Here is a 22,737-nt window from a genome sequence, read left to right on the forward strand (position 1 = left end):
AAACGATTCCGAGATCTCGATGGTTGGATAAGAAGAAGACTCCGGTCGGTACAGCTGCGAAGCTGGAGGAAGATAAGGAAACTTCATCGAGAGATGCGCAAACGAGGATGGGATAGAGAACTGCCGGGGTTACGAATGACCGCTTGGCGCAGCTCCTACTCGACGTATGCGCAGTATGCGATGCCAAACAAGTGGTTTGAAGAAATCGGTCTAAGTAGTTTGTCCTCGATCCAAAAAGACCTTCATCCCCAACGGGGATAATCATGGAGGAGCCGGATGCGATGACCCGCACGTCCGGATCTGTGAGAGGCCCATGCAATTGCGCATGGGCCTACTCGATTTTGTTGGGCTTGGCTTGGCTTGGCTTGGCGGGGCTATAGTGGATTTATCCACTAAGAACCACTGATATTTGGCAATTTGGGCTTCTATGTTGGATTTATCCCACGATATTTTAACGAATGCGCACAAATAGCGCATTCCGACGAAAAATGAGTGGAATAATCCAACATAGCCCGTAGAATCAGCGGTTTTGCGCGAAAATGAGTGGAAAAATCCATTATAGGGGCGTAGAGTCGGCTGGGGTTTATTCCAGCGAGGAACGAAGCAGGTCGAATGATTCTGGAGAAGCGTTAGCGTTCGCCTATGTATTCGAATATCAACCTTTGAAAATTGTTCATGATATTTTGAATACAACAGCGATCGAAAGAACATTCGCCTGTGAAGTGGTAATTCGCTGGAATAATTTCCCCCTTGTTCGTCCACACTAATGAATGGAGATTTTAGCCGAGCCCTCGGCTTTGACTTACCATTCAGGAGGAGAACAACCTATGAACAGCAAATGGAAGCAACTGCTCGTTACTAGCGTAACGGCGATGATGGTTTTGTCTGCACCCGCAGTAAGCTGGGCGAAAGAAGGGGCTGCACCGAATACGGCACCGACCGCAAGCGCGGATCTGGCTCCGTCTGCACGATCGGCAATTCTCATGGACGCTGACAGCGGCACGATTATTTACGAGAAAAACAGCCACGCGGCACTGCCGCCGGCGAGCATAACGAAGGTCATGACGATGCTGCTCATTATGGAAGCGCTCGACCAGGGCCGCATCAAGCTGACGGATAAAGTTCCGACCAGCGAATATGCCGCATCAATGGGCGGTTCGCAAATCTTCCTCGAGCCGGGCGAACAGATGAGTGTGGATGAGATGCTGAAGGGCATCGCGCTCGCATCCGGCAATGATGCCTCTGTTGCAATGGCAGAGAAGATTGCCGGCACGGAATCGGCATTCGTCGACATGATGAACAAGCGGGCACAGGAGCTGGGGCTGAAGAATACCCATTTTGCCAACTGTAATGGCCTGCCTGCTGCAGAGCACCACTCGTCTGCGCATGACATTGCTGTAATGTCGCGCGAGCTTCTCAAGCATAGCGAAATTACGAAGTATACAGGGTTGTACCAAGACTACCTCCGCAAATCGAGCGAGAAGCCGTTCTGGCTTGTAAACACGAATAAGCTCGTACGCTTCTACTCCGGAGCGGATGGTCTGAAAACAGGCTTCACGAACGAAGCGAGATTTTGCCTTACAGCGACAGCACGCCGCGATAATCTGCGCGTCATCGCCGTTGTTATGGGAGAGCCGAACACGAAGACACGGAATGCTGAAGTGTCCCAGATGTTCGATTACTCGTTCGCCCAATATATGAACCATACCATCTTCAAAAAAGGCGACATCATGGGCACGGTCCCAATTGTGAAAGGCGTGCAGCCGTCGCTCGAGCTGAAGGCGAAGCATTCCTACAGCGTGCTGCTGAAGAAAGGCAGCTCCGTGAAGGACATTCGTTACGAGCTGAAGCTGAACCCGCTCAAAGCACCGGTTACGATCAATGAACCGATCGGCAAGCTCATCGTCTTCCAAGGCGATCAAGTGTTGACGGAGTTTGCTGTGGATTCACCTGCAACCGTGAAAAAGGCGGGCTGGTGGACGCTGTTCAAGCGCTCCTGCAGCAGCTTGTTCTCCTAACCTGGACATCCTGTTCTCAACATACAAAATCTGCAAACTTTTCAGCGTATTTTGTCTGCTCATAGCGCTCTTCTTCTAGTTTTGTCGGGGGGCAGGAAAAGGCAGCCGATATGTAGAAAACCTTGTTCAACACTAACCTATCCCTCGCTATGAAGCGCAATCTAAGATTAGGAGTGAACAAGATGAGTTTGCAGGTTGAATTGGAGCATTACCGGAATGTGCTCATTGTCAGACTGCGCGGTGAACTCGATCATCACACGGCGGACGTCGTCCGTTTCAAGATGGAGGAAGCCATTCTGCGCGGCAATAGCGCCCATGTCATTCTAAGCTTGAAGGAACTTCTGTTTATGGACAGCTCCGGACTTGGCGTCATTCTTGGCCGTTACAAGCAGTTGAAGGCCAAAGGCGGCAAAATGGTCGTCTGTGACGTGAATCAGAGCGTCCACCGTCTGTTCGAGTTGTCAGGTTTGTTTAAAATATTGCCGATTCACGAGAACGAGCGGCTCGCGCTCACAAGTTTGGAGGTCGTTTCATGAACGGAAGAAATGAGATGACACTGACATTCTCCGCCCGTTCGGAGAATGAGGCGTTTGCGCGTGTTGCAGTAGCGGCTTTCGTCTCCCAGCTGGACCCGACGCTGGATGAGCTTAACGACCTGAAGACAGCAATTTCCGAAGCGGTAACCAATGCGATCATCCATGGCTACGACAGCGACCCTAGCGGCATGGTCACCATCGAAGGTCTGATTGAAGGCGACACCGTAACACTTGTCGTCAAAGATCAAGGCCGCGGTATAGAAGATTTGGAATTGGCGCGTCAGCCGCTCTACACGTCCAAACCTGAAATGGAGCGCTCCGGTATGGGCTTTACCATTATGGAGAACTTCATGGACGGCTTCGACGTACACAGCCAGCCGGGCAATGGGACGTCCATTGCGATGACAAAGCGCATCGAATCGAAAAAAGCGCTTTTTAATTAGGCGCATAGGGGTTGGACCGCATGGATGTCGATATGAAACAAACGGCGCAGCCGTATTTGGATGATTCCGAAGTCAAGCGGTTGATAGCGCTGAGTCAATCCGGAGATACGCTGGCGCGCGATACGCTCGTACAATGCAATATCCGGCTCGTTTGGTCCGTCGTTCAGCGTTTTATGGGGCGGGGCTATGAGCCGGAGGATTTGTTCCAGATCGGCTGTATCGGGCTATTGAAGTCGGTCGATAAGTTCGATCTGTCCTATGAGGTCAAATTTTCTACCTATGCGGTGCCGATGATCATCGGGGAGATCCAACGATTCCTGCGGGATGACGGTACCCTGAAGGTCAGCCGCTCCTTGAAGGAGACGGCCAACAAGGTGCGCAAGACGAAGGACGAGCTGTCCAAGGTGCTCGGCCGGCTGCCTACGATCAAGGAAGTGGCGGAACGGCTCGGCATTACGCCGGAGGATGTCGTATTCGCTCAGGAAGCGAACAAGCCGCCAACCTCGATTCACGAGACCGTGTTCGAGAACGATGGCGATCCGATAACGCTGATGGATCAAATCGCAGACGATTCACAGGAGCGCTGGTTCGATAAGCTGGCGCTGAATGAAGCGATCGGCGGGTTGTCGGAGCGGGAGCGGCTCATCGTCTTCCTGCGCTATTATCGCGATCAGACTCAGTCCGAGGTCGCTGCGAGGCTCGGGATATCGCAAGTGCAAGTCTCACGCTTGGAGAAGAAGATATTGCAGCTCATACGCAACCAAATTGCGCAATGACTGCAGCGGCACAGGTCAAAGCCAAATTGTCCATCTCGGACGATTTGGCTTTTTTTGCTGCGTTTGCTCTGATTATCCTGACCCTCCTTTAATCATACTAACGAGGAAATGAACAGAGTAAGGGGGAGAGTGGATGAGTGAGGGCCAGCCATCCTGTCTCTATTTGCGGCTGCGGAAGCGTGTGGGCATCAGACCCGGCGAGGATGTAACGCTTGGACGAGCCGCCCGCTTATTTTGCAGTGATTCCACCCTTGAGAAGCAATTGGAATCGCTTGTGCTTCATCGTCATCGGCAGCATGACGGCAACCGGGTCGTCATCGATTTGCTCCAGGTTGTGAAGCTGATCAGGGACGTAGCGCCGGGTATGGTCGTCGATTCCTATGGCGATCCGCAGGTGCTCGTTATCGTTGCCGATGAGCCGCGCAAGCCTCGCCTGTGGATTCTTATGCTGGCATGGCTGCTGCTGTTTTTTGGGTCAGGGCTTGCGATCATGAATTTTCATACAGATGTCAACATGAAGGATGTCCATACCCGGATCACGGAGCTCGTTACGGGCCGGAAGTCGGAGCATCCGCTCTGGTTTCAAGTGCCTTACTCCATCGGTATTGGCGTCGGGATGCTCGTATTCTTCAACCATCTGTTCCGCAAAAGGTTCAACGAGGAGCCGAATCCGCTCGAAGTCGAGCTGTACATGTACGAAGAGAACGTCAATGCCTATGTTATAGCAGATGAGATGCGCAAAAAGAGCGAGCCGGGGCAGCCAGCACCTCGGAGTAAGCAGGAGCGGGAGCAGGAAGCAGGCGCGGACGATGGTTAAGACGATTGCGGCCGATCTGTTCGTCGCGGTGCTCGGCTTCGCCGGAGGGTTAGGCGTCGGCAGCGCATTCGTAGCGCTCCTGATCGTGCTGGACATCATCCCTCGGCTTGCGCAAATTGCGTATGCATTCCGCAAGTCGATCTGGTTTGAGACAGCGGTCATGAGCGGAGCGGTCTTCTGGTCGCTGGCGGACTTCCTCGAATGGCGGCTGTGGCTCCCGAAGGCGGTCACGCTCGCGTTGATCGGCACGTTTGACGGCATATTCGTCGGCATGCTTGGCGCCGCGCTGACCGAGGTGATGAACGTGCTGCCCATTCTCGCGAAGCGAATGCGGCTGAGCCGTTATATGGTCGGTCTCGTTATGGCGATGGTGCTCGGCAAGGTGACCGGCTCGCTGTTTGATTGGCTCGTTTTTCAATGGTTGGATGATGAATCGTGAGTAAGAAGGTTTCAAGAAAGGATGGTACCGTATGACCGATCGCGAACAAAATGGGGAAGAACAATCCGGCTCTTCGTTCAAGAAGCCAGTTCATGTATTCTGGTACGACGAGCATGGCGGGAAGACAACGGAGGAAGCTTCGGCTGAGGCACAAGCTCAACCACAGGCTCAATCACAAGCTCAGTCCCAGGCTCAGGGCGGTAATCAGGCAGAAGCCGAAGGGAAGATCATATTCACCGAACCTCCATTCGAAGACGCTGAGCAGCCGATCGTTGGTCACTACAAGCAGCCGAAGCAGCAGCCTGAGAAAGAAGTCAAGCCGATTCCAAGGCAGCTCGACGATGTAATCACGAAGCTCGAGGACGATGTCGGTTACAAGACGAGCTTCGATATCGTCGTACGCGAAATGACATTCGGGAACAAGCGAACCGCCTTCTACTTTATGAACGGTTTCGCGAAGGATACGATCCTGACTGAGGTTCTGAAGCGGTTGACCTATCTGGAGTCGGACAGTTTGTCCACAGATGCGCTGCACTCTTTCTTCTCGATTTACTTGCCAGCCATTCAAGTTGTGGAGGAGCAGGACTGGGACAATGTGATGACCAATGTGCTCGCTGGCGGTACAGCGATGTTCATCGATGGCGAAGCTAAGGCGATCCTGATCGATGCCAAAGCGTTCCCGGCACGCAATCCGGAGGAGGCCTCTCTCGAACGTGTCGTGCGGGGTTCGCGCGACGGCTTCGTCGAGACGATGCTGACGAACGTGACGCTCGTTAGGCGTCGCTTGCGGGATAAGAAGCTGCGCTACGAAATTATGCGCGTCGGCGATCGGACGCAAACGGATATTTGTATCGCCTACATCGACGACATTGTTGACAAAGAAATGCTGAAATCGATCAAGGACAAAATCAACCTGATCAAGCTCGATGGCTTGCCGCTGGGCGATAAACAGCTGGAGGAAGCGACGGTTAAGCGTGGATGGAACCCCTATCCGCTGGTTCGCTACTCCGAAAGGCCCGATACCGTAGCCGTCAACCTGTTGGAGGGACACATCGCGCTCTTCGTCGATACGACGCCAAGCGTTATGATCCTGCCGACGACGTTCTTCGATCTGATACAGCACGCGGAGGAGAACAGGCAAACGCCGTTCATTGGAACGTACTTGCGCTGGGTTCGATTTATCGGCGTTCTGATGTCGCTGTTCCTGCTGCCGCTCTGGTTCCTGTTTACGCTGCGGCCGGAGCTTAAACCTGCAGGGCTGGACTTCATCGGCGCGCAACAAGCGGGCAGAATCCCGATGGTAGCCCAGTTTCTGCTAGCTGAATTCGGGGTCGATCTTCTGCGCATGGCTTCGATTCATACGCCGTCTCCGCTCGTTACCGCAATGTCCTTGATCTCTGCCATCTTGATCGGTGACATTGCGGTTAAGACGGGATTGTTCGTGAACGAGGTCGTGCTTTATATGGCCATCTCGGCCATCGGAATGTTCGCCACGCCGAGCTACGAGCTTGGACTTGCCAATCGGATCGTCAGGCTGATGCTCATTGTTACGGTAGCCATGTTCAAAGTGTCCGGATTTATGATCGCGACGACGGCTTTCATCGTCTATTTGACGCTGATGCGTTCGTTCAACCGTCCGTATATGTGGCCGCTAATTCCGTTTGATGCTAAAGGGCTCATGAGCATTTTCATCCGTGTGCCGGTATTATCGAACCGTACGCGTCCGAATTTGCTGAAGCCGCAGCAGCGTAATCGGATGCCGAATGATGAGCATCAATAAGAACTTGGCTAGCACTGATCGGCAGAAGTGAGCGGGGGCGAATGCCCCATGGGGAAGGCTGCGCTGCAAAAAATGCAAATGAAATGTGAATTTATCCATTTCGGCGATGGAGCGAATGCGTTATACTGATGCTAAATGGTGCAAATATATCATGAATGGGAATAGCCAGGAGAACTCGGAGGGGAATTACATGTACTTACATGGTACTAGCAAAATCAACGCACAAGGTCATTTAGTTATTGGCGGTTGTGATACAACCGAACTGGCTGCACAATTCGGAACGCCGCTTTACATCGTCGACGAAGCGCTCGTTCGTCAGCGCGCCCGCGAATACGTAGAATCGTTCCGCGCATCGGGCTTGAAATTCCAAGTCGCATATGCAAGCAAAGCATTCAGCGTAATGGCTATGTGTGCCATCGCCGAGCAAGAGGATCTGTCGCTTGACGTCGTTTCCGACGGCGAGCTCTATACAGCATTGAAAGCAGGCTTCCCTGCTCATCGCATTCACTTCCACGGCAACAACAAGACGCCGGAAGAGATCAACATGGCGCTTGACGCTAACATCGGCTGCTTCGTAGTCGACAACTTCAACGAGCTGTACTTGCTGAACGCGCTCGCGGGCGACAAAGGCAAGAAAGTGAACGTATTGCTCCGTATTACGCCAGGCGTAGAAGCACATACACATGACTACATCTCGACAGGTCAAACGGACTCCAAGTTCGGTTTCGACGTGGGCAACGGTACTGCGTACAAAGCGATTCAAGAAGCGGCTGCTCAGCCAAACCTTGAGCTGCTTGGCGTACACTCGCATATCGGCTCGCAAATTTTCGAAGTCGAAGGCTTCGTAATGGCGGTTGATAAAGTTGCAGGCTTCGCGGTAAAAGTACGCGATGAGCTGAACATCCTGTTCCGCGTCATCAACCTTGGCGGCGGCTTCGGCATCCGCTATGTGGAAGGCGACACTCCGCTTCCAATCTCGCAATACGTGAAAGCAATCACGGATTCGATCAAGACAAACTTCTCTGCAGCAGGCTATCCGCTTCCCGAGATCTGGGTTGAACCGGGCAGAAGCATGGTTGGCGATGCAGGTACGACACTGTACACGGTTGGGACAAGCAAAGATATCCCTGGCGTGCGCAAATATATCGCGGTTGACGGCGGTATGACGGACAACCCGCGCCCAGCGCTTTATGAGTCCAAATACGAGGCGATTCTTGCAAACCGTGCGAACGATGCGGTAGAAGAAACGGTTACTGTAGCGGGCAAATGCTGCGAGAGCGGCGACAAATTGATCATTGATATTGAGCTGCCGAAGGCGAACAATGGCGACTTACTTGCTGTATTCTGCACAGGCGCGTACAATTATGCTATGGCGAGCAACTATAACCGCATTCGCCGTCCTGCAGTTGTCTTCGTAAAAGACGGTGCAGCAGACCTGGCTGTTAAGCGCGAATCGCTGGATGATATTGTCGGCAATGACGTTATTCCGGCACGCATGCAGCAGGCTTCTGCAGCTAAATAATCAAGGAGGAAATTCCCCCAATGGCAAAGAAAGCAAAGATTACAATGGCGAACGGTAAGGAAGTCCACTTCGACTTGTTCGATCAGGACGCACCTAACACTGTAGCTAACTTCGAGAAGCTCGCGAACTCCGGCTTCTACAACGGATTGACGTTCCACCGCGTTATCCCTGGTTTCGTCGCGCAAGGCGGCTGCCCGAACGGCACAGGCACAGGCGGTCCTGGCTACCAAATTAACTGCGAGATCAACCCGAACAAGCATGAGCGCGGTGCGCTTGCAATGGCGCATGCCGGCCGTAACACAGGCGGCAGCCAGTTCTACATCACCTACCAGCCGCAGCCGCATCTCGATGGCGGTCACACGGTTTTCGGTAAAGTGACTGAAGGCATGGAGCATGTTGATGCATTCCAAGGCCGCGACAGAATGGAAAAAGTCGAAGTTTACGACGCGTAATTGCCATAGCCCGCAGCAGGTCTTTCGAGACCGGCTGCGGGTTTTGATTTATCGGTAACTAGGCTAGGGAGGAAGACGCTGTCTCTAATTGTTGAAAACAAGTTGCATTTTCAAAGCGTAAGTGGTAACATTTCTTCAAAGTATTTGCGTTTTTCCTTCGGGGTCGGGTGAAATTCCCAACCGGCGGTGATCAAAGGGCTGAACTTCTCGCTTCGAGCGAATGGCAGCCGTTAGCTTTGTCAGTCCGTGACCCGGATTGCTTTAGGAAGCGATGCCTTCGTGGTGAGCATCCAATAAGCGATACGGTGGACCTGGTGCAAATCCGGGACCGACAGTATAGTCTGGATGGGAGAAGGAGACGGTACGCGAATTCCATTTTTTCATTTCTCGCCAACTTTGTTCATTTTTTCACATAGTTGCCGAGTTTGTTTGAATGCGTCTTCGAATGCGACCTCTTTCATGTTTTTACAAACCCATCACCCCGTTGGCTAATCGCCATGGGGTGATTTTTGTTTATGTCCATCGAAGTGTTGAATGATGAGATGTATATGCGTCTTGCGCTAGACATGGCGCAGAAGGCGAAAGGCCAGACAGACATAAACCCGATCGTCGGCTGTGTTGTCGTTAAGGATGGCCGAATCGTAGGAATAGGCGCGCATCTTCGCCGCGGTGAAGGGCATGCAGAAGTGCATGCGCTGCGGATGGCAGGCGAGCAGGCGGAAGGCGCGACGGCGTATGTCACGCTGGAGCCGTGCAGCCATCACGGCCGCACGCCGCCATGCTGCGAGCGGCTGATCGAGGCGCAGGTGAAGCGTGTTGTCGTCGCCTGCACGGACCCGAATCCGCAGGTGGCCGGCAGAGGAATTGCAAGGCTGCGCGAAGCCGGCATCGAAGTTGAAGTCGGGCTGCTTGAGCAAGAGTCGCTGCGGATGAACGAGATGTTCAACAAGTACATCGTGACACGGATACCGTTCGTGACGATGAAGTCCGCGATGACGCTGGATGGCAAGCTGGCGGCAAAGACTGGCGACAGCCGGTACGTGAGCGGGCCGGAGGCGCGGGCAGTGACGCACACGCTGCGGCATCAGCACATGGGCATCATGGTCGGCGCGGAAACGGCGCTGGCGGATGATCCGGAGCTGACGACCCGGCTGAGCGTACCAGCGGTGCACCCGGCGCGCATCGTCGTTGATTCGAAGCTGCGGATGCCGCTCACTTCAAGGCTGCTGAAGGACCGTTCAGCACGGGTCATCGTGCTGACGGTGGAAGGCGCTGACCCCGCTCGCCGGGCGGCGCTTGAAGCGGCAGGCGCTGAAGTGATCGCTTGCGGCAGCGGCGAACGCGTTGATCTGGCGGTTGCCATGCGAAAGCTCGGCGAGCGCGAGATCGGCTCGATCTTGCTGGAAGGCGGCGGCAAGCTGAACGGCGCGATGCTCGAGCAAGGCTTGATCGACAAGCTGCTGCTGTTCATCGCTCCGAAGGTAATCGGCGGGGCTGAGGCAACAGGCGTATTTGATTTTCATGGCTTCGAGCTCATGGCGGACGCGATAACGTTCAAGGAAATGCAAGTGGAGCGGGTCGGTCAAGACTTCCTGCTTAGCGGCTATCCGAGCTATGAAGCTCGCAGCTAAAGACAAGCAAACCCCAAACTACAGCGAAGGGAGAGGGGAAACGCGACATGTTTACAGGACTTATTGAAGAAATCGGCACGCTGAAACGAACTTATAAGCAAGGCGAGGCCATGGTGCTCGCAATCGAGGCTTCCCGCATTCTCGAAGATGCAGCGATTGGCGATAGCATATCGGTGAATGGCGTCTGCTTGACGGTTACGGAGATGAGCTCTAATTCTTTCACGGTCGATGTGATGCCGCAGACGTTCCGGCATACGAACCTCAAGGATATGCGTCCTGGAGAGCGAGTAAACCTCGAGCGGGCGATGCAAGCAGGCGGCCGTTTCGGCGGTCATATTGTGCAGGGCCATGCAGACGGCACAGGAGCTGTCGTGTCCCGCGAGAACGATGTGAATGCGGTCGTGTTCACGATCAGGCCGCATGATCCGGCGCTCATGCGCTATGTCATTCCGCAAGGCTCGGTTACGCTTGATGGCATCAGCCTGACGGTCGTGCGAGCGGATCATAACAGCTTCTCAGTGTCCATCATTCCGCATACGCTGCGCGAAACCGCGCTTCAAGGGAAGCAGGCAGGCAGCGTCATTAATATCGAATGCGATGTGCTTGGGAAGTACGTCGATCATCTGCTCCATTTCAAGGGAGCTGGCGATACGCAGGACGCGGGCAGCAAGCCGGCCGCGAAGAACGGCATTACGGCGGCGTTTCTGGCTGATAACGGATTTTTCTAACGATAAGGGGTGTGAGGGAAATGAGCGAGCAAGCATTTAACACGATTGAAGAAGCGCTTCAAGATTTGATGCTCGGCAAGTCGGTCATCGTCGTTGATGATGAAGACCGTGAGAATGAAGGCGATTTGATCGCGCTGGCAAGCAAGGCAACGCCGGAAGTCATCAACTTCATGATCTCCGAAGCACGCGGTCTGGTGTGCGTGCCGATTACGCAAGAACGGGCGGAAGAGCTGGACCTGCCTCCGATGGTACAGCGCAACACAGACTACCACGGTACGGCATTCACCGTATCCGTCGACCATATCTCAACTTCAACCGGCATCTCGGCGTATGAGCGCTCACAAACCGTTCAAGCGTTGATCGATCCGAGTACCAAAGCAGATGATTTCCGCAGACCTGGCCATATTTTCCCGCTAATTGCGAAGAAGGGCGGCGTACTGCGCCGTGCAGGACATACGGAAGCAGCGATTGATCTAGCGCGCATGTGCGGTCAGGCGCCAGCAGCCGTTATCTGCGAGATCATTAAGGAAGACGGTTCGATGGCTCGTCTGCCGGACCTGATCGAATTTAAAGAGAAGCACGGGCTGAAACTAATCTCGATTCGGGAGATGATTCATTACCGCAACGAGAAAGAGAAGCTTGTTGAGCGCGTCGTCGATGTGCAAATGCCAACAGACTTCGGCGTGTTCCGGGCGGTTGCTTACACGAACGAAGTGGATAATAAGGAGCATGTCGCGCTTGTCAAAGGCGAGATCGATCCGGAACAGCCGACGCTCGTACGTGTTCACTCGGAATGCTTGACCGGCGATGTATTCCACTCGCACCGCTGCGATTGCGGTCCGCAGCTTGAAGCAGCTCTTCGTCAGATCGACGAAGCTGGCAAAGGCGTGCTGCTCTATATGCGTCAAGAAGGGCGCGGAATCGGCCTTATTAACAAATTGAAAGCCTATCAGCTGCAGGAGCAGGGATTAGACACTGTCGATGCGAATATTAAACTTGGCTTTGCTCCCGATTTGCGCGATTATGGTATAGGTGCACAAATTTTGAAAGATCTCGGCGTTCGCCAAATGAAACTGCTGACGAATAACCCACGTAAGATTCGCGGGCTGGAAGGCTACGGTATCGAAGTAGTCGAGCGTGTTCCGATCCAGATGGATGCGAACGAGAGCAACAATAATTATTTGCACACGAAGAAAGCGAAGCTCGGCCATCTGCTCAAATTTGACGATGTTCAGAGCTAACCCATAGCTAAACAATCAAGAACAAAAGCACAAAACACAAAAGCACACACATACGAGAGGATGAATCATCAATGCCACATGTATTTGAAGGTAACTTAATTTCCGAAGGTTTGCGTTACGGCGTCGTAGTCGGCCGTTTCAACGAGTTTATTAGCAGCAAGCTGCTTGGCGGCGCGCTGGATGCATTCAAACGCCACGGCGCAGCAGATAGCGAAGTCGATGTTGCGTGGGTACCAGGCGCATTCGAAATTCCGCTGATCGCACAGAAGATGGCGGAGAGCGGCAAATATGATGCAGTCATTACCCTTGGCGCTGTTATCCGGGGATCAACGCCTCATTTTGACTACGTATGTAATGAAGCGGCGAAAGGCGTAGCAGCAATCGGCCTCAAGACAGGCGTACCTACAATCTTCGGCGTGCTCACTGTGGATTCGATCGAGCAAGCAATTGAGCGTGCGGGCACGAAAGCTGGCAACAAAGGCTGGGAAGCAGCTGTTACAGCGATCGAAATGGCGAATTTGACTAAAGTACTTCAAGGCTAAGGTTAAGCTTAAAGTCAAGGCTAAGGCTAAGAAAATCACCTATGTTTAGGAGTTGGCTCTCACCATGGCGGTGACGTATAAGCTGGAATCGTTCGAAGGCCCGCTCGATCTGCTGCTTCATCTTATCGATAAAGCGGAAATCGACATTCACGAGGTGTCCATCAGCGAGATTACGGATCAATATATGGACTATTTGAATGCGATGCAGGAGCTAGAGCTCGAGGTTACGAGCGAATTCCTCGTCATGGCGGCCACGCTGCTCTCGATCAAGAGCAAGCAGCTGCTGCCGAAGCCGCCGATTATCGATGATGATCAGTACGAGGAATGGCCGGATGATGGTCTGGACCCTCGTGATGAGCTCATCGCGAAGCTGGTGGAGTACCGGAAATATAAACAGATCGCCGAGCAGCTCAGAGAGCAGGAATTTGAGCGCAGCCTTGTGTACACGAAGGAGCCGGAGGATCTCACGCCTTTCATGAAGGTCGTGCCTGAAAATCCGGTCAAAGGCTTAAGCGTCGGCGATCTCATCGCTGCATTCCAGAAGGCGCTTCGCAAGGCGTCCAGGCGCAACATGATTGCGACGATTCAGCGCGATGAGATTTCGGTGAAAGACCGGATTCGCGATATCGTCGACGTGCTGCGCGAGTTCGAGACGGTTCGCTTCTCGAAGTTAATTCGCGAAGATATGAGCCGGCACGAGATCGTTGTGACATTCCTGGCTATTCTGGAGCTGATGAAGATGAAGCATATCCGCTGTTTTCAGAACAGCCTGTTTGAGGATATTGTTGTGCATTGGAGAGGGGATGCGGCCCTAGATGGACTTCTCGAAGCTGAGGTCGATTATTGAGGGACTGCTGTTTATGGCTGGAGATGAGGGGCTGACGACGAAGCAGCTTGCCGAGATTCTGCAGCTGGATGCAGTAATAACGGGAGATCTGGTCAATGATCTCACGAAGGAATTGAAAGCGAAGAAACGCGGTGTCCAGGTCTCCTTCGTCGCTGGTGCATACCGGCTGACGACGAACCCGGCACATGCGGCTTATTTTGAACGGATGGCTTACTCGCCTACGCGTTCAAGCTTGTCACAAGCTGCGCTCGAGACGTTATCGATCGTTGCGTATCGCCAGCCGATTACGCGGGTCGATATCGAAGAGATTCGCGGCGTGAAGAGCGACAGAGCGCTGCAATCGCTCGTCAATAAGGACTTGATTGAAGAGGTGGGCCGTGCCGAGCAGATTGGCCGTCCAATTCTATATGGAACGACAAAGTCCTTCCTCGACTACTTCGGTCTCGCCGGTCTCGATTCACTTCCTGAGCCGTCGTCGATTCCGGATGCATCGCTCGACGAACAGACGCAAATGCTGTTCGAGCGTATGGAAGGCCGTCAGATGACGATCGAGGAAATGCCGCCGATGCCAGACTCGGACTTGGAAGATCACCAAGATTAAAGAATGAGATTTGTCCGCAAGGTCATACTATATCCGACCAATTAAGGGAAATGGGGGAAGCGCCATGCTTGGCTACCCGTTCGGATGGATGATCGGGGCAGGTCTCTTTTTTTTGCTGCTGCTTATTGTTGCGCTTTCGCCAGTTGTAATTCAGGGGCATGTTCGGAGGATCGGTACCGATGATGATGCGGAGCTGCGTATTCGTGCATTGTTTGGGCTCATTCATTATCACTGGCAGCTGCCCATCGTCAAATTCAAATTAACGAGTGTGGAAGTGAAGGAAGAGAAAACGGCGGAGAATGCCGGCGGAGAGAGCAGCGACTCGATGATGCAGCATATTAACTCGCACACGATTATGCAATCGATCGACCAATGGAAGCTGCTGCTGAAGCAGACACACGATATGATGGGCTGGATGCGCAAAACATTGTCTCACGTGAAGCTGACGGAATGGAAGTGGAAGACGCAGGTGGGCGTGGAAGATGCGATGTGGACGGCGATGCTGACAGGACTGATCTGGTCGGTGAAGACGACCACGATCGGTGTGCTGTCTCAGTTCATCCGGCTGATTGCTGATCCGAAGGTGACGGTCGATCCGGTGTATCAGCGTTCTTACTTCGCAACAGAAGGCCAGTTTACAGCGAGTGTGTCTTTCGGCTATGCGATCTTTGCTGCCATCCGGCTCATCTTCAAAATGCGCAAAGCCGCGAAAGGTGTACCAGACGGCTTCGTAGGTCTACAACGAATCCTGCTTCGCGGATAAGTACATAATGAGCAGGGTGCGAGGGAACGCTATATTCGGCAAGGTGCAGATTAACGCTTCGATCAAGGAGGACGAAAACTACGATGACTGACCATCCGATTCAAGGCTTAATGCAAACCGCAATGGAAAATATTAAAGAAATGGTCGATGTCAATACGATTGTCGGCGATCCTGTCCAAACCCCTGACGGCAGCGTCATAATGCCGATAAGCAAGGTGGGCTTCGGCTTTGTTGCAGGCGGCAGCGATATTCGATTTGATGAGCAAAGCGGCAAGAACGACGTTCATAACGCACAGGTGCAGCTCCCATTTGGCGGCGGCAGCGGCGGCGGCGTCTCCATTACGCCAATTGCTTTTCTTGTTGTAGGCGCACAGGGCGTGCGGATTGTTCCGCTCGATAACCAAACACATCTGATGGAACGAGTGATCGATTCCGCGCCGCAGGTGTTCGAGAAGATTCAGAGCATGTTCAAGAAAAACGCATCGTCGTCGAACGCCGACAGTGGATTGGAATCCGTTCTCATCGAAAGTATGGATGGCCATTAATGAGGAAGGAACCGCCCCGTGTGGGCGGTTTCTTTTTTTTTACCAGTTCATGGGTTCAGCTTTGGACAGGTTGGGATAATTTCAAGTCCCCCTCATATACTGTACAAGGATGTATATTTTTTTTTCACCCGAACTAATGACGCAAGGCTACACGGCTTTTGCAAACTAGGAGGAACTGTATGAGGCTTACCCGCATCACTAATGGTCTGCTGCGCGTGTTTGCTGCCGGCTGTATCTTCCTCTCGAGCGTACCTTTGGCGGCTGATTCCACATCGGCAGCTGAAAGATCGGTCAGGACGGTGACGACTCAAGCGAAAGGGGCGGCGCTGATCGACGTGGAATCCGGGCGGATTCTGTACAGCCATAATGGGGACAAGCCCATGCTCATTGCCAGCTTGACCAAAATCATGACGGCGATTGTCGCGATCGAACATGGCAATTTGAACGACATGGTGCAGACAAGCATTCGGGCCGCGGGCAAGGAAGGCTCATCGATCTATTTGCAGCGAGGAGAGAAAATGAGCCTGCTCAATATGCTGTATGGGCTTATGCTGCGGTCTGGCAATGATGCTGCGACGGCAATTGCCGAGCATGTCGGCGGCTCAGAGGAAGGCTTCGTCTTGATGATGAATGATAAGGCGCAGATGCTGGGCCTCGAGAATTCACAATTCATGAACCCGAGCGGTCTGGATGCTCCGGGGCATTATTCATCCGCCAACGACTTGGCCAAGCTGACAGCATATGCGCTGAAGAATCCAATCTTCAAAGAGATTGTGAAGACGAAGAGCAAGACCGCACCGAACCCGAATGATCAATGGGACTATCTCTGGAAAAATAAAAATAAGATGCTCACGATGTACGAAGGGGCAGATGGCGTGAAAACCGGCTATACGAAAAAGTCGCTTCGCTGCCTTGTCAGCTCCGCGACTCGAGATGGCCAGCAGCTCGTAGCCGTCACCTTGAATGACAGCGATGATTGGCAAGACCATCAGAAGCTGCTCGATTTCGGCTTCGCGAACTATCACTTAAGTGAGGTCGCCCATAAAGGGCAGCCGATCAATGGGTACCCGCTGGCGGTCGGGCGGACGCTCGTTTATCCGTTTGCGGAGGGCGAGAAAGAGCAGCTTCGCTCGAAGCTGAACCTGATCGATGCGAAGGCAACGGCGTATCTGCTTGGCGAGCGGGGAACGATCGATTGGTTCGTCGGCGAGACGAAGATCGGATCTACTCCGGTGTACGATCCGCAGAGCCAGCGTATTAAGCAGCCAGATAAACCATCATGGGTCATCGGCGGTGATTCGTCTAGATCCGTGTTCGGATCGTTCTCATCGGACACGTTCTGGCACGCATTCAGAGCGACCTTCAAAGCGCTATTCGGAGGGGAGGCGGCGGGATGGTAAACTATATATGGCTGTTCTTTATAGCCGTCAGTTTTATTGCTGCCATTGCGAACGGCCGAATGGAAGCTTTGACGGAAGCCGCATTCGAAGGCGCGAAGAGCGGTGTCACGGTCAGCTTCGGGCTTATCAGCGTCATGGTGTTCTGGCTGGGCCTGATGCGTATCGGTGAGGACGCCGGACTGCTTCGCAAGATTGCGGTGCTGCTCCAGCCGGCTATTCGTTTCCTCTTCCCGGAGGTACCGAAGGGACATCCAGCGCTCGGGTACATTATGAGCAACATGAGTGCGAATATACTGGGGCTTGGCAATGCAGCGACGCCGATGGGCATCAAAGCGATGCAGGAGCTTCAGAAGCTTAATCCGGATAAAGAAACGGCGTCAGCGGCGATGTGTACGCTGCTGGCGCTCAATACATCAAGTATAACCCTCGTACCTACTACACTCATCGCCATTCGAATGACCTACAGCTCTGCACACCCCGCCGAAATCGTCGGCACCACACTTGCAGCAACCTTAATCGCAACCGCAGCAGCGATCCTCGCAGATCGTTGGTACCGTACACGAGACAAGCATAAACCGCCGAAGTGGACCGACACTCATCCTAGCAAGCATTGGGCGGATGCTAAACCGCAAGCTCCGCCTGGTTCTGCCGCTGGAGGACAAGGAAAGGGTGAGGCCGTTGTATGAGTGGATTACGACGATATCAGCTTGGCTAATCCCGTTCATGATCGTATTTATCCCGCTGTATGCTGCTTTTAAGAAGGTTCCCGTATACGAGACATTCATCGAAGGGGCAAAAGATGGCTTCGGCACGGCCATCAACATCATTCCGCATCTGGTCGGCATGATGGTCGCTATCAGCATGTTCCGCGCTTCAGGCGCAATGGACATGATGGCATCGCTCATTCGCCCGCTGTTTGACGGGCTAGGCATCCCAAGCGAGGTGCTGCCGCTCGGACTATTGCGGCCGCTCACGGGAGCGGGCTCGCTCGCGTTCACGACCGAGCTTATCAAGACCTATGGACCGGATTCGATGATCGGCCGAATCGCATCCACCATTCAAGGCAGCACGGATACGACGCTATATGTGCTTACCGTATATTTCGGAGCTGTTGGCATCCGCAGAAGCAAGTATGCGCTCAAAGTAGGCCTTTTCTCCGATCTTGTCGGCTTCTTTGCAGCAATCGTCATCTGTTTACTTGTATTCGAATAAGATGCAATCATGGATATCTTACATAGTCCGAACGAGCTGAATGCCGCTGCTGCAGCGGTATTCGCTTGATCGGGCTTTTTGGTGTATGATGGTGGGTGAGGTGAAAATCATTTGGAACGTTTACAGAAGATTTTAGCGCAGGCTGGCGTCGCATCGCGCCGCAAATGTGAGGAATTGATTTTGTCCGGTGTTGTCGAGGTTAATGGCGAACCGGTCACAACGCTCGGCGTGAAGGCTGATCCGGCCGTGGATGTCATTACGGTCAAAGGCCGCCAGATCAAGGGCGAGAGCAAGCTTTACTTGATGCTTCATAAGCCGAAAGGCGTTATTACGAGCGCTAGCGACCCGCAAGGCCGTAAGGTTGTGAAGGACTACTTGCCGGGCATTAAAGAGCGTGTTTATCCGGTCGGCCGGCTGGATTACGATACGGAAGGGCTGCTGCTGCTGACGAATGACGGCGAATTCGCCAATTTGCTGACGCACCCAAGCCATCACGTGCCAAAGACGTATTGGGCGACAGTGAAAGGTATCCCGCACGGGTCCGCGCTGGAGCGGCTGCAGCAAGGCATTCTGCTTGAGGACGGAATGACTGCGCCTGCGGAGGTTGAATACCACGACGTCAATACGGAGAAGAATCAGGCGACGATTACGATTACGATCTATGAAGGCCGGAACCGCCAAGTTCGGCGGATGTTCGATGCCATCAATCATCCTGTCATCCTGCTCAGAAGGGTTCGTTTCGGCGAGCTCGGCTTGCACGGACTGGCCCGCGGCAAGTTCCGTCATCTGACGCCGAAGGAAGTACAGGAGCTGCGCGGAGCAGCGACTAGGACACATAAAATTCAAAAATAACGAGCGGCGGCAACCTCAATTGCCGTCCCATTTTCGTTATAATGAATATAGTCCAAATGAAGTATTTTGCAGCACAAGAACAGGCGGTGAATGACGAAATCTTATGAAGAAAAACCGCAGAATGATTCAGTTGGTCATTTTCCTCGGCGTCCTGCTGCTCGGCGGTTATGCGATCGGCCATTCGATCTTTGCCGCGAAGGATGGACAGCTCCCTCGCAAGGGCTCGAAGCCACCGGAGTTCGCGCTCCTCGGAACAGACGGGAAGACACACCGGCTGTCCGATTATAAGGGGAAGGCGCTTGTCATCAATTTCTGGGGTACATATTGTCCAGGCTGTGTAACGGAAACGCCGGACTTGGTCGCTCAGTACAAGAAGCATAACGGAGAACCGCTCGAGATCGTCGGCATTAATTTAGGTGAAGACAGCATGGCTGTGAACAATTTCGTGAAGCAATACGACATCAATTACACCATTCTGCGCAACGAAGCAAATGATGTACAGCGTAAATACGGTTTAAGGTCGTATCCCACAACCTTCTTTGTGAAGCCGGACGGAACGATAATGGATGTTTTCGTCGGTGCAATGGCAGAAAAGGACATGGACGAGCGTATCACGAAGCTGCTGAAGTCCTAGCCATGAAGGAGGTAGCTTGAACTTGTTAGCGTTTGAAAATACGAAATGCGAGTGCGGCCATCAGAATCCAGTTGGCACCGTCCTGTGCGAAAGCTGCGGCTATCCGCTCGAGATCGGTGAACAGGAGAACGATGCGCCGCTTGAAATGCGTTATGACGGCATTGCCCGCCGCTCGCAGAAGAGCAATCCGAATGTGATTGACCGCGTGTGGAACTTCTTCTCGTCGGTAAAGGTCGCGATCCGGCTCATCATAATTACATTGCTGGCTGCGATGATCGGTACGATTTTCACGCAGGAAAATGCCTTTATTTCATTCGATCCTTCCACCTACTATGAGGAAAGATACGGCTGGATCGGCAAGTGGTATTACAAGCTGGGCTTCTCGAATACATACGAGTCGTGGTGGTTTATCCTTCTGCTTGTCATGATCGGCACCTCGCTTGTTATCTGCAGTCTTGACCGGGTGCTTCCGCTATACCGAGCGCTGAACAAGCAGCAGATCCGTAAACACAGCCAGTTCCTGACCCGTCAGAAGACGGTATACACGGGACCGATTGAAGGTGCGGAAGAAGCGTGGACAAGCAGCATTGGCGCGCAGCTGAAGCGCAAGCATTACCGGGTTCACCAAGACGGCAGCGCGCTGCTTGCGGAGAAATACCGATTCAGCCGCTGGGGGCCGTATATTAACCATATTGGCCTCATCGTGTTCCTGCTCGCTGTACTGCTTCGGTCGCTGCCAGGCTGGGCGATGGATAACTACGTGACGGTTGCGGAAGGCTCCACGGTCCAAATTCCCGACACGAAGTACTATATTAAGAACGAGAAGTTTACGATCGACTATTATACCGATGCAGAGCTGCCCAAGGAGCTCAAAGGTACGTCTCGTGCGAAGCTTTATGAGACGAGAGCGGTGCTCTACACATGTTCGGCCGACTGCGACGATCCGTCGAAGCAGCCTCAGCTGACCGAAGTGAACCGGCATAATATCGTCGTGAATGACCCTCTGTCTTACAAAGGTTTGAAAGCTTATCAGTTCGGATTCGATGACACGCCGAAGCTTAAAGCAGTGAATCCGGTGCTGATCGATCATAAAACAGGAAAAACTTATGGTCCGTTCAATCTGGTCATGAAGGACCCGCAGCTGACTTACAACCTCGGGCCTTACACGCTTGAATTGAAGCAAACGTATATGGACTTTGCGCTTGATGCAGAAGGCAAGCCGACGACGAAGTCTCGCGAGCCGAATGCGCCAGCGTTCGTATTCGTCATCAAAGGGCCGGATCTGGCTGCAGATGGCGAGCCTTATATGTACTTTCCGAAGCAGAACGATAAAGTCCGCTTCAGCCAAGATATGATTAACGGCGAGCTTGCCAAGCGCTTTGAGATCAAAGTGCCGTCGATGACGGGCGTAGAGTTTGCTCCAGTCGAGACATCGCTGAATATCCGAACAGACCGCGCAATGCCATACATCTGGTTCGGCGCAGCAATCTCAATGATTGGTCTGATCATGGGCTCTTACTGGCAGCATCGCAGAATTTGGCTTCGTATCGATGATGGAGAAGTGACGCTGGGCGCACATACGAACAAGAATAATTACGGCATGCGTGCCGAGGTCGCTTCCGCGCTGCGCGGTATAGGCGTCGTCGTAGAGCCGAAGTTGCTCGATAACGGGAGGAACAAATCGTGAGTTTGCTTGATTTCAGCAGCGACGCGTTTATCGTCGCATTCTTTCTATACTGCTTTGGCTTTATGTTTTACGGCATTACAGCACTCGGGCGCAAATGGAGTGACCGCAGCCCGGAGGAGCATGTGCGCCGCTGGGGACGCATCGCTTACTTCGTCTCGCTGCTCGGCTTCGCTGCGCATTTGACGTTCTTCTTCACGCGTTGGGCGGGCGGCGGCCATATCCCGACAAGTAATATGTACGAATTTATGACCTTCCTGGCGATGGCGATCATGTTCGCCTTCATCATCGTCAATGCGATTTACCGCAAGCCGCTGCTCGGCTTGTTCACCTTGCCGCTCGTCGTCATCATCGTGGCGTTCGCCGCGGTGTTCCCGCAGGAAGTGCAGCCGCTTATTCCGGCGCTGCAGTCGATCTGGCTGAAAGTGCACGTAACGACAGCCGCTACGGGCGAAGCATTCTTCGCAGTCGGTTTCGCAGCGGGTCTGATGTACTTGCTGCGCACGGTTGACTTCAAACAAACGAGCGAGAAAGCGAAACGCGAGCAGCGCTGGGTTGAATTTACGCTGTACGTCATCATTATTATCATCGCGTTCATCAGCTCCGTGTTTGCTTTCCGCGGTGCGGGTTACGAAGCATCGTTCACGCAAGAGAACGTAACGATTGATGAGAAGGGGATCGAGAATTCCACGACGGAGACTGTGGAATATTCGCTTCCGCCGATCTTCAAGCCTTACAACAGCCAAGTGGTTGCGATGGACACATTCCTTGGCATGAAAGAGCCGCTGTTCGAAACGCCGCACTGGATGAAGGGCGTCAACGCAGCTCGTAAGCTGAACACCATCACGTGGTCGATCATTAACGGTTCGATTCTTTATGCTTTGATCCGTCTCGCACTTCGTAAACGGGTTGGCGCAGCGATTCACCCATTGCTTGGCGATATCGATGCAGACGATATCGACGAAATTAGCTACCGTGCAATTGCAATCGGTTATCCGGTCTTTATGCTGGGCGCCCTTATTTTTGCGATGATCTGGGCTTACATTGCCTGGTCGCGCTTCTGGGGCTGGGACCCGAAAGAAGTATGGGCGCTCATTACCTGGCTCTATTACACAGCATATTTGCACTTCCGTCTGTCCCGCGGCTGGCACGGCGCCAAGTCGGCTTGGCTTGCGGTTATCGGCTTCGTGGTCGTGATGTTCACGCTGATCGGGGTTAACCTTGTCCTTGTCGGCTTGCACTCCTACGCAGGTGTATAAAGGTACTGCACGCTA

24 protein-coding genes and 1 riboswitch are annotated in these 22,737 nt (G+C 53.2%); all 24 genes read left to right on the plus strand.

The features are described from left to right. Window positions 1–827: 827 nt before the first annotated feature. The 24 genes from A8990_RS00005 (at window position 828) to ccsA (ending at window position 22,722) form a co-directional block, all read left to right on the plus strand. The gene (locus tag A8990_RS00005) at window positions 828–2,018 is read left to right on the plus strand and encodes a D-alanyl-D-alanine carboxypeptidase family protein (protein WP_116186965.1); all 1,191 of its coding nucleotides are present in this window, start codon (window positions 828–830) and stop codon (window positions 2,016–2,018) included. A gap of 182 nt (window positions 2,019–2,200) precedes the next feature. After that, window positions 2,201–2,554 carry an anti-sigma F factor antagonist gene (gene spoIIAA, locus A8990_RS00010; protein ID WP_116186966.1) on the plus strand — a complete coding sequence of 118 codons (354 nt, stop codon included), beginning with the start codon at window positions 2,201–2,203 and terminating at the stop codon, window positions 2,552–2,554. Beyond that, window positions 2,551–2,997 (plus strand): anti-sigma F factor, encoded by a 447-nt coding sequence (gene spoIIAB / locus A8990_RS00015; RefSeq protein WP_116186967.1) that lies wholly within the window; start codon window positions 2,551–2,553, stop codon window positions 2,995–2,997. The genes spoIIAA and spoIIAB overlap by 4 nt, the downstream gene beginning before the upstream one ends. A gap of 20 nt (window positions 2,998–3,017) precedes the next feature. Beyond that, on the plus strand, window positions 3,018–3,773 hold the full coding sequence (gene sigF, locus A8990_RS00020) for an RNA polymerase sporulation sigma factor SigF (protein WP_116186968.1): 756 nt from the start codon (window positions 3,018–3,020) through the stop codon (window positions 3,771–3,773). Window positions 3,774–3,906: 133 nt separating this feature from the next. Beyond that, entirely contained in the window at window positions 3,907–4,590 is a 684-nt protein-coding gene (locus A8990_RS00025; RefSeq protein WP_116186969.1) for a stage V sporulation protein AA, read from the plus strand. Next, window positions 4,583–5,029 (plus strand): stage V sporulation protein AB, encoded by a 447-nt coding sequence (locus tag A8990_RS00030; RefSeq protein WP_116186970.1) that lies wholly within the window; start codon window positions 4,583–4,585, stop codon window positions 5,027–5,029. The genes A8990_RS00025 and A8990_RS00030 overlap by 8 nt, the downstream gene beginning before the upstream one ends. 31 nt (window positions 5,030–5,060) lie before the next feature. Continuing rightward, entirely contained in the window at window positions 5,061–6,809 is a 1,749-nt protein-coding gene (locus A8990_RS00035; RefSeq protein ID WP_116186971.1) for a spore germination protein, read from the plus strand. Window positions 6,810–6,999: 190 nt separating this feature from the next. After that, window positions 7,000–8,331: a diaminopimelate decarboxylase gene (lysA, locus tag A8990_RS00040; protein WP_116186972.1), complete on the plus strand. Its 1,332-nt coding sequence runs from the start codon at window positions 7,000–7,002 to the stop codon at window positions 8,329–8,331. Between the two features lie 20 nt (window positions 8,332–8,351). After that, on the plus strand, window positions 8,352–8,783 hold the full coding sequence (locus A8990_RS00045) for a peptidylprolyl isomerase (protein ID WP_116186973.1): 432 nt from the start codon (window positions 8,352–8,354) through the stop codon (window positions 8,781–8,783). Between the two features lie 149 nt (window positions 8,784–8,932). Beyond that, a riboswitch (FMN riboswitch) is annotated at window positions 8,933–9,144 on the plus strand. 154 nt (window positions 9,145–9,298) lie between these two features. Next, window positions 9,299–10,414 carry a bifunctional diaminohydroxyphosphoribosylaminopyrimidine deaminase/5-amino-6-(5-phosphoribosylamino)uracil reductase RibD gene (gene ribD / locus A8990_RS00050; RefSeq protein WP_116186974.1) on the plus strand — a complete coding sequence of 372 codons (1,116 nt, stop codon included), beginning with the start codon at window positions 9,299–9,301 and terminating at the stop codon, window positions 10,412–10,414. Between the two features lie 47 nt (window positions 10,415–10,461). Next, window positions 10,462–11,142 (plus strand): riboflavin synthase, encoded by a 681-nt coding sequence (gene ribE, locus A8990_RS00055; protein WP_116186975.1) that lies wholly within the window; start codon window positions 10,462–10,464, stop codon window positions 11,140–11,142. A 20-nt stretch (window positions 11,143–11,162) separates the two neighbouring features. After that, window positions 11,163–12,383: a bifunctional 3,4-dihydroxy-2-butanone-4-phosphate synthase/GTP cyclohydrolase II gene (locus A8990_RS00060; protein WP_116186976.1), complete on the plus strand. Its 1,221-nt coding sequence runs from the start codon at window positions 11,163–11,165 to the stop codon at window positions 12,381–12,383. A gap of 71 nt (window positions 12,384–12,454) precedes the next feature. Beyond that, a complete protein-coding gene (gene ribH, locus A8990_RS00065) occupies window positions 12,455–12,925 on the plus strand; it encodes a 6,7-dimethyl-8-ribityllumazine synthase (protein ID WP_116186977.1) in 471 nt (156 codons plus the stop codon). Between the two features lie 64 nt (window positions 12,926–12,989). Further along, entirely contained in the window at window positions 12,990–13,772 is a 783-nt protein-coding gene (locus A8990_RS00070) for a segregation and condensation protein A (protein WP_116186978.1), read from the plus strand. Next, the gene (scpB, locus tag A8990_RS00075) at window positions 13,741–14,373 is read left to right on the plus strand and encodes an SMC-Scp complex subunit ScpB (RefSeq protein WP_116186979.1); all 633 of its coding nucleotides are present in this window, start codon (window positions 13,741–13,743) and stop codon (window positions 14,371–14,373) included. Before A8990_RS00070 ends, scpB begins: the two co-directional genes overlap by 32 nt. A 64-nt stretch (window positions 14,374–14,437) precedes the next feature. Continuing rightward, complete coding sequence (locus tag A8990_RS00080) at window positions 14,438–15,136, plus strand: DUF2953 domain-containing protein (RefSeq protein ID WP_116186980.1); 699 nt, start codon at window positions 14,438–14,440, stop codon at window positions 15,134–15,136. Between the two features lie 83 nt (window positions 15,137–15,219). Further along, window positions 15,220–15,681 carry a GerW family sporulation protein gene (gene ytfJ / locus A8990_RS00085; protein WP_116186981.1) on the plus strand — a complete coding sequence of 154 codons (462 nt, stop codon included), beginning with the start codon at window positions 15,220–15,222 and terminating at the stop codon, window positions 15,679–15,681. A 179-nt stretch (window positions 15,682–15,860) separates the two neighbouring features. After that, window positions 15,861–17,081, plus strand: a complete 1,221-nt coding sequence (locus A8990_RS00090; protein WP_116186982.1) for a D-alanyl-D-alanine carboxypeptidase family protein — start codon at window positions 15,861–15,863, stop codon at window positions 17,079–17,081. Further along, window positions 17,075–17,767: a nucleoside recognition domain-containing protein gene (locus A8990_RS00095; protein WP_116186983.1), complete on the plus strand. Its 693-nt coding sequence runs from the start codon at window positions 17,075–17,077 to the stop codon at window positions 17,765–17,767. The genes A8990_RS00090 and A8990_RS00095 overlap by 7 nt, the downstream gene beginning before the upstream one ends. Before the next feature lie 37 nt (window positions 17,768–17,804). Continuing rightward, complete coding sequence (locus A8990_RS00100; protein ID WP_181909359.1) at window positions 17,805–18,293, plus strand: spore maturation protein; 489 nt, start codon at window positions 17,805–17,807, stop codon at window positions 18,291–18,293. Between the two features lie 111 nt (window positions 18,294–18,404). Beyond that, window positions 18,405–19,145 (plus strand): pseudouridine synthase, encoded by a 741-nt coding sequence (locus A8990_RS00105; RefSeq protein WP_116186984.1) that lies wholly within the window; start codon window positions 18,405–18,407, stop codon window positions 19,143–19,145. A 103-nt stretch (window positions 19,146–19,248) separates the two neighbouring features. After that, complete coding sequence (locus tag A8990_RS00110) at window positions 19,249–19,779, plus strand: redoxin domain-containing protein (RefSeq protein WP_116186985.1); 531 nt, start codon at window positions 19,249–19,251, stop codon at window positions 19,777–19,779. A gap of 22 nt (window positions 19,780–19,801) precedes the next feature. Beyond that, window positions 19,802–21,466 (plus strand): cytochrome c biogenesis protein ResB, encoded by a 1,665-nt coding sequence (gene resB / locus A8990_RS00115; RefSeq protein ID WP_116186986.1) that lies wholly within the window; start codon window positions 19,802–19,804, stop codon window positions 21,464–21,466. Then, a complete protein-coding gene (gene ccsA, locus A8990_RS00120; protein ID WP_116186987.1) occupies window positions 21,463–22,722 on the plus strand; it encodes a cytochrome c biogenesis protein CcsA in 1,260 nt (419 codons plus the stop codon). The genes resB and ccsA overlap by 4 nt, the downstream gene beginning before the upstream one ends. The last annotated feature ends 15 nt before the right edge of the window (window positions 22,723–22,737 follow it).

Source organism: Paenibacillus taihuensis, from assembly GCF_003386535.1.
In the GTDB taxonomy this organism is placed as follows: domain Bacteria; phylum Bacillota; class Bacilli; order Paenibacillales; family Paenibacillaceae; genus Paenibacillus_Z; species Paenibacillus_Z taihuensis.

Excerpts from the sequence above, each read along its gene's own strand:
- A8990_RS00005 (WP_116186965.1), top strand. The coding sequence starts at position 828 with ATGAACAGCAAATGGAAGCAACTGCTCGTTACTAGCGTAACGGCGATG.
- spoIIAA (WP_116186966.1), top strand. The coding sequence starts at position 2,201 with ATGAGTTTGCAGGTTGAATTGGAGCATTACCGGAATGTGCTCATTGTC.
- spoIIAB (WP_116186967.1), top strand. The coding sequence starts at position 2,551 with ATGAACGGAAGAAATGAGATGACACTGACATTCTCCGCCCGTTCGGAG.
- sigF (WP_116186968.1), top strand. The coding sequence starts at position 3,018 with ATGGATGTCGATATGAAACAAACGGCGCAGCCGTATTTGGATGATTCC.
- A8990_RS00025 (WP_116186969.1), top strand. The coding sequence starts at position 3,907 with ATGAGTGAGGGCCAGCCATCCTGTCTCTATTTGCGGCTGCGGAAGCGT.
- A8990_RS00030 (WP_116186970.1), top strand. The coding sequence starts at position 4,583 with ATGGTTAAGACGATTGCGGCCGATCTGTTCGTCGCGGTGCTCGGCTTC.
- A8990_RS00035 (WP_116186971.1), top strand. The coding sequence starts at position 5,061 with ATGACCGATCGCGAACAAAATGGGGAAGAACAATCCGGCTCTTCGTTC.
- lysA (WP_116186972.1), top strand. The coding sequence starts at position 7,000 with ATGTACTTACATGGTACTAGCAAAATCAACGCACAAGGTCATTTAGTT.
- A8990_RS00045 (WP_116186973.1), top strand. The coding sequence starts at position 8,352 with ATGGCAAAGAAAGCAAAGATTACAATGGCGAACGGTAAGGAAGTCCAC.
- ribD (WP_116186974.1), top strand. The coding sequence starts at position 9,299 with ATGTCCATCGAAGTGTTGAATGATGAGATGTATATGCGTCTTGCGCTA.
- ribE (WP_116186975.1), top strand. The coding sequence starts at position 10,462 with ATGTTTACAGGACTTATTGAAGAAATCGGCACGCTGAAACGAACTTAT.
- A8990_RS00060 (WP_116186976.1), top strand. The coding sequence starts at position 11,163 with ATGAGCGAGCAAGCATTTAACACGATTGAAGAAGCGCTTCAAGATTTG.
- ribH (WP_116186977.1), top strand. The coding sequence starts at position 12,455 with ATGCCACATGTATTTGAAGGTAACTTAATTTCCGAAGGTTTGCGTTAC.
- A8990_RS00070 (WP_116186978.1), top strand. The coding sequence starts at position 12,990 with ATGGCGGTGACGTATAAGCTGGAATCGTTCGAAGGCCCGCTCGATCTG.
- scpB (WP_116186979.1), top strand. The coding sequence starts at position 13,741 with ATGGACTTCTCGAAGCTGAGGTCGATTATTGAGGGACTGCTGTTTATG.
- A8990_RS00080 (WP_116186980.1), top strand. The coding sequence starts at position 14,438 with ATGCTTGGCTACCCGTTCGGATGGATGATCGGGGCAGGTCTCTTTTTT.
- ytfJ (WP_116186981.1), top strand. The coding sequence starts at position 15,220 with ATGACTGACCATCCGATTCAAGGCTTAATGCAAACCGCAATGGAAAAT.
- A8990_RS00090 (WP_116186982.1), top strand. The coding sequence starts at position 15,861 with ATGAGGCTTACCCGCATCACTAATGGTCTGCTGCGCGTGTTTGCTGCC.
- A8990_RS00095 (WP_116186983.1), top strand. The coding sequence starts at position 17,075 with ATGGTAAACTATATATGGCTGTTCTTTATAGCCGTCAGTTTTATTGCT.
- A8990_RS00100 (WP_181909359.1), top strand. The coding sequence starts at position 17,805 with ATGATCGTATTTATCCCGCTGTATGCTGCTTTTAAGAAGGTTCCCGTA.
- A8990_RS00110 (WP_116186985.1), top strand. The coding sequence starts at position 19,249 with ATGAAGAAAAACCGCAGAATGATTCAGTTGGTCATTTTCCTCGGCGTC.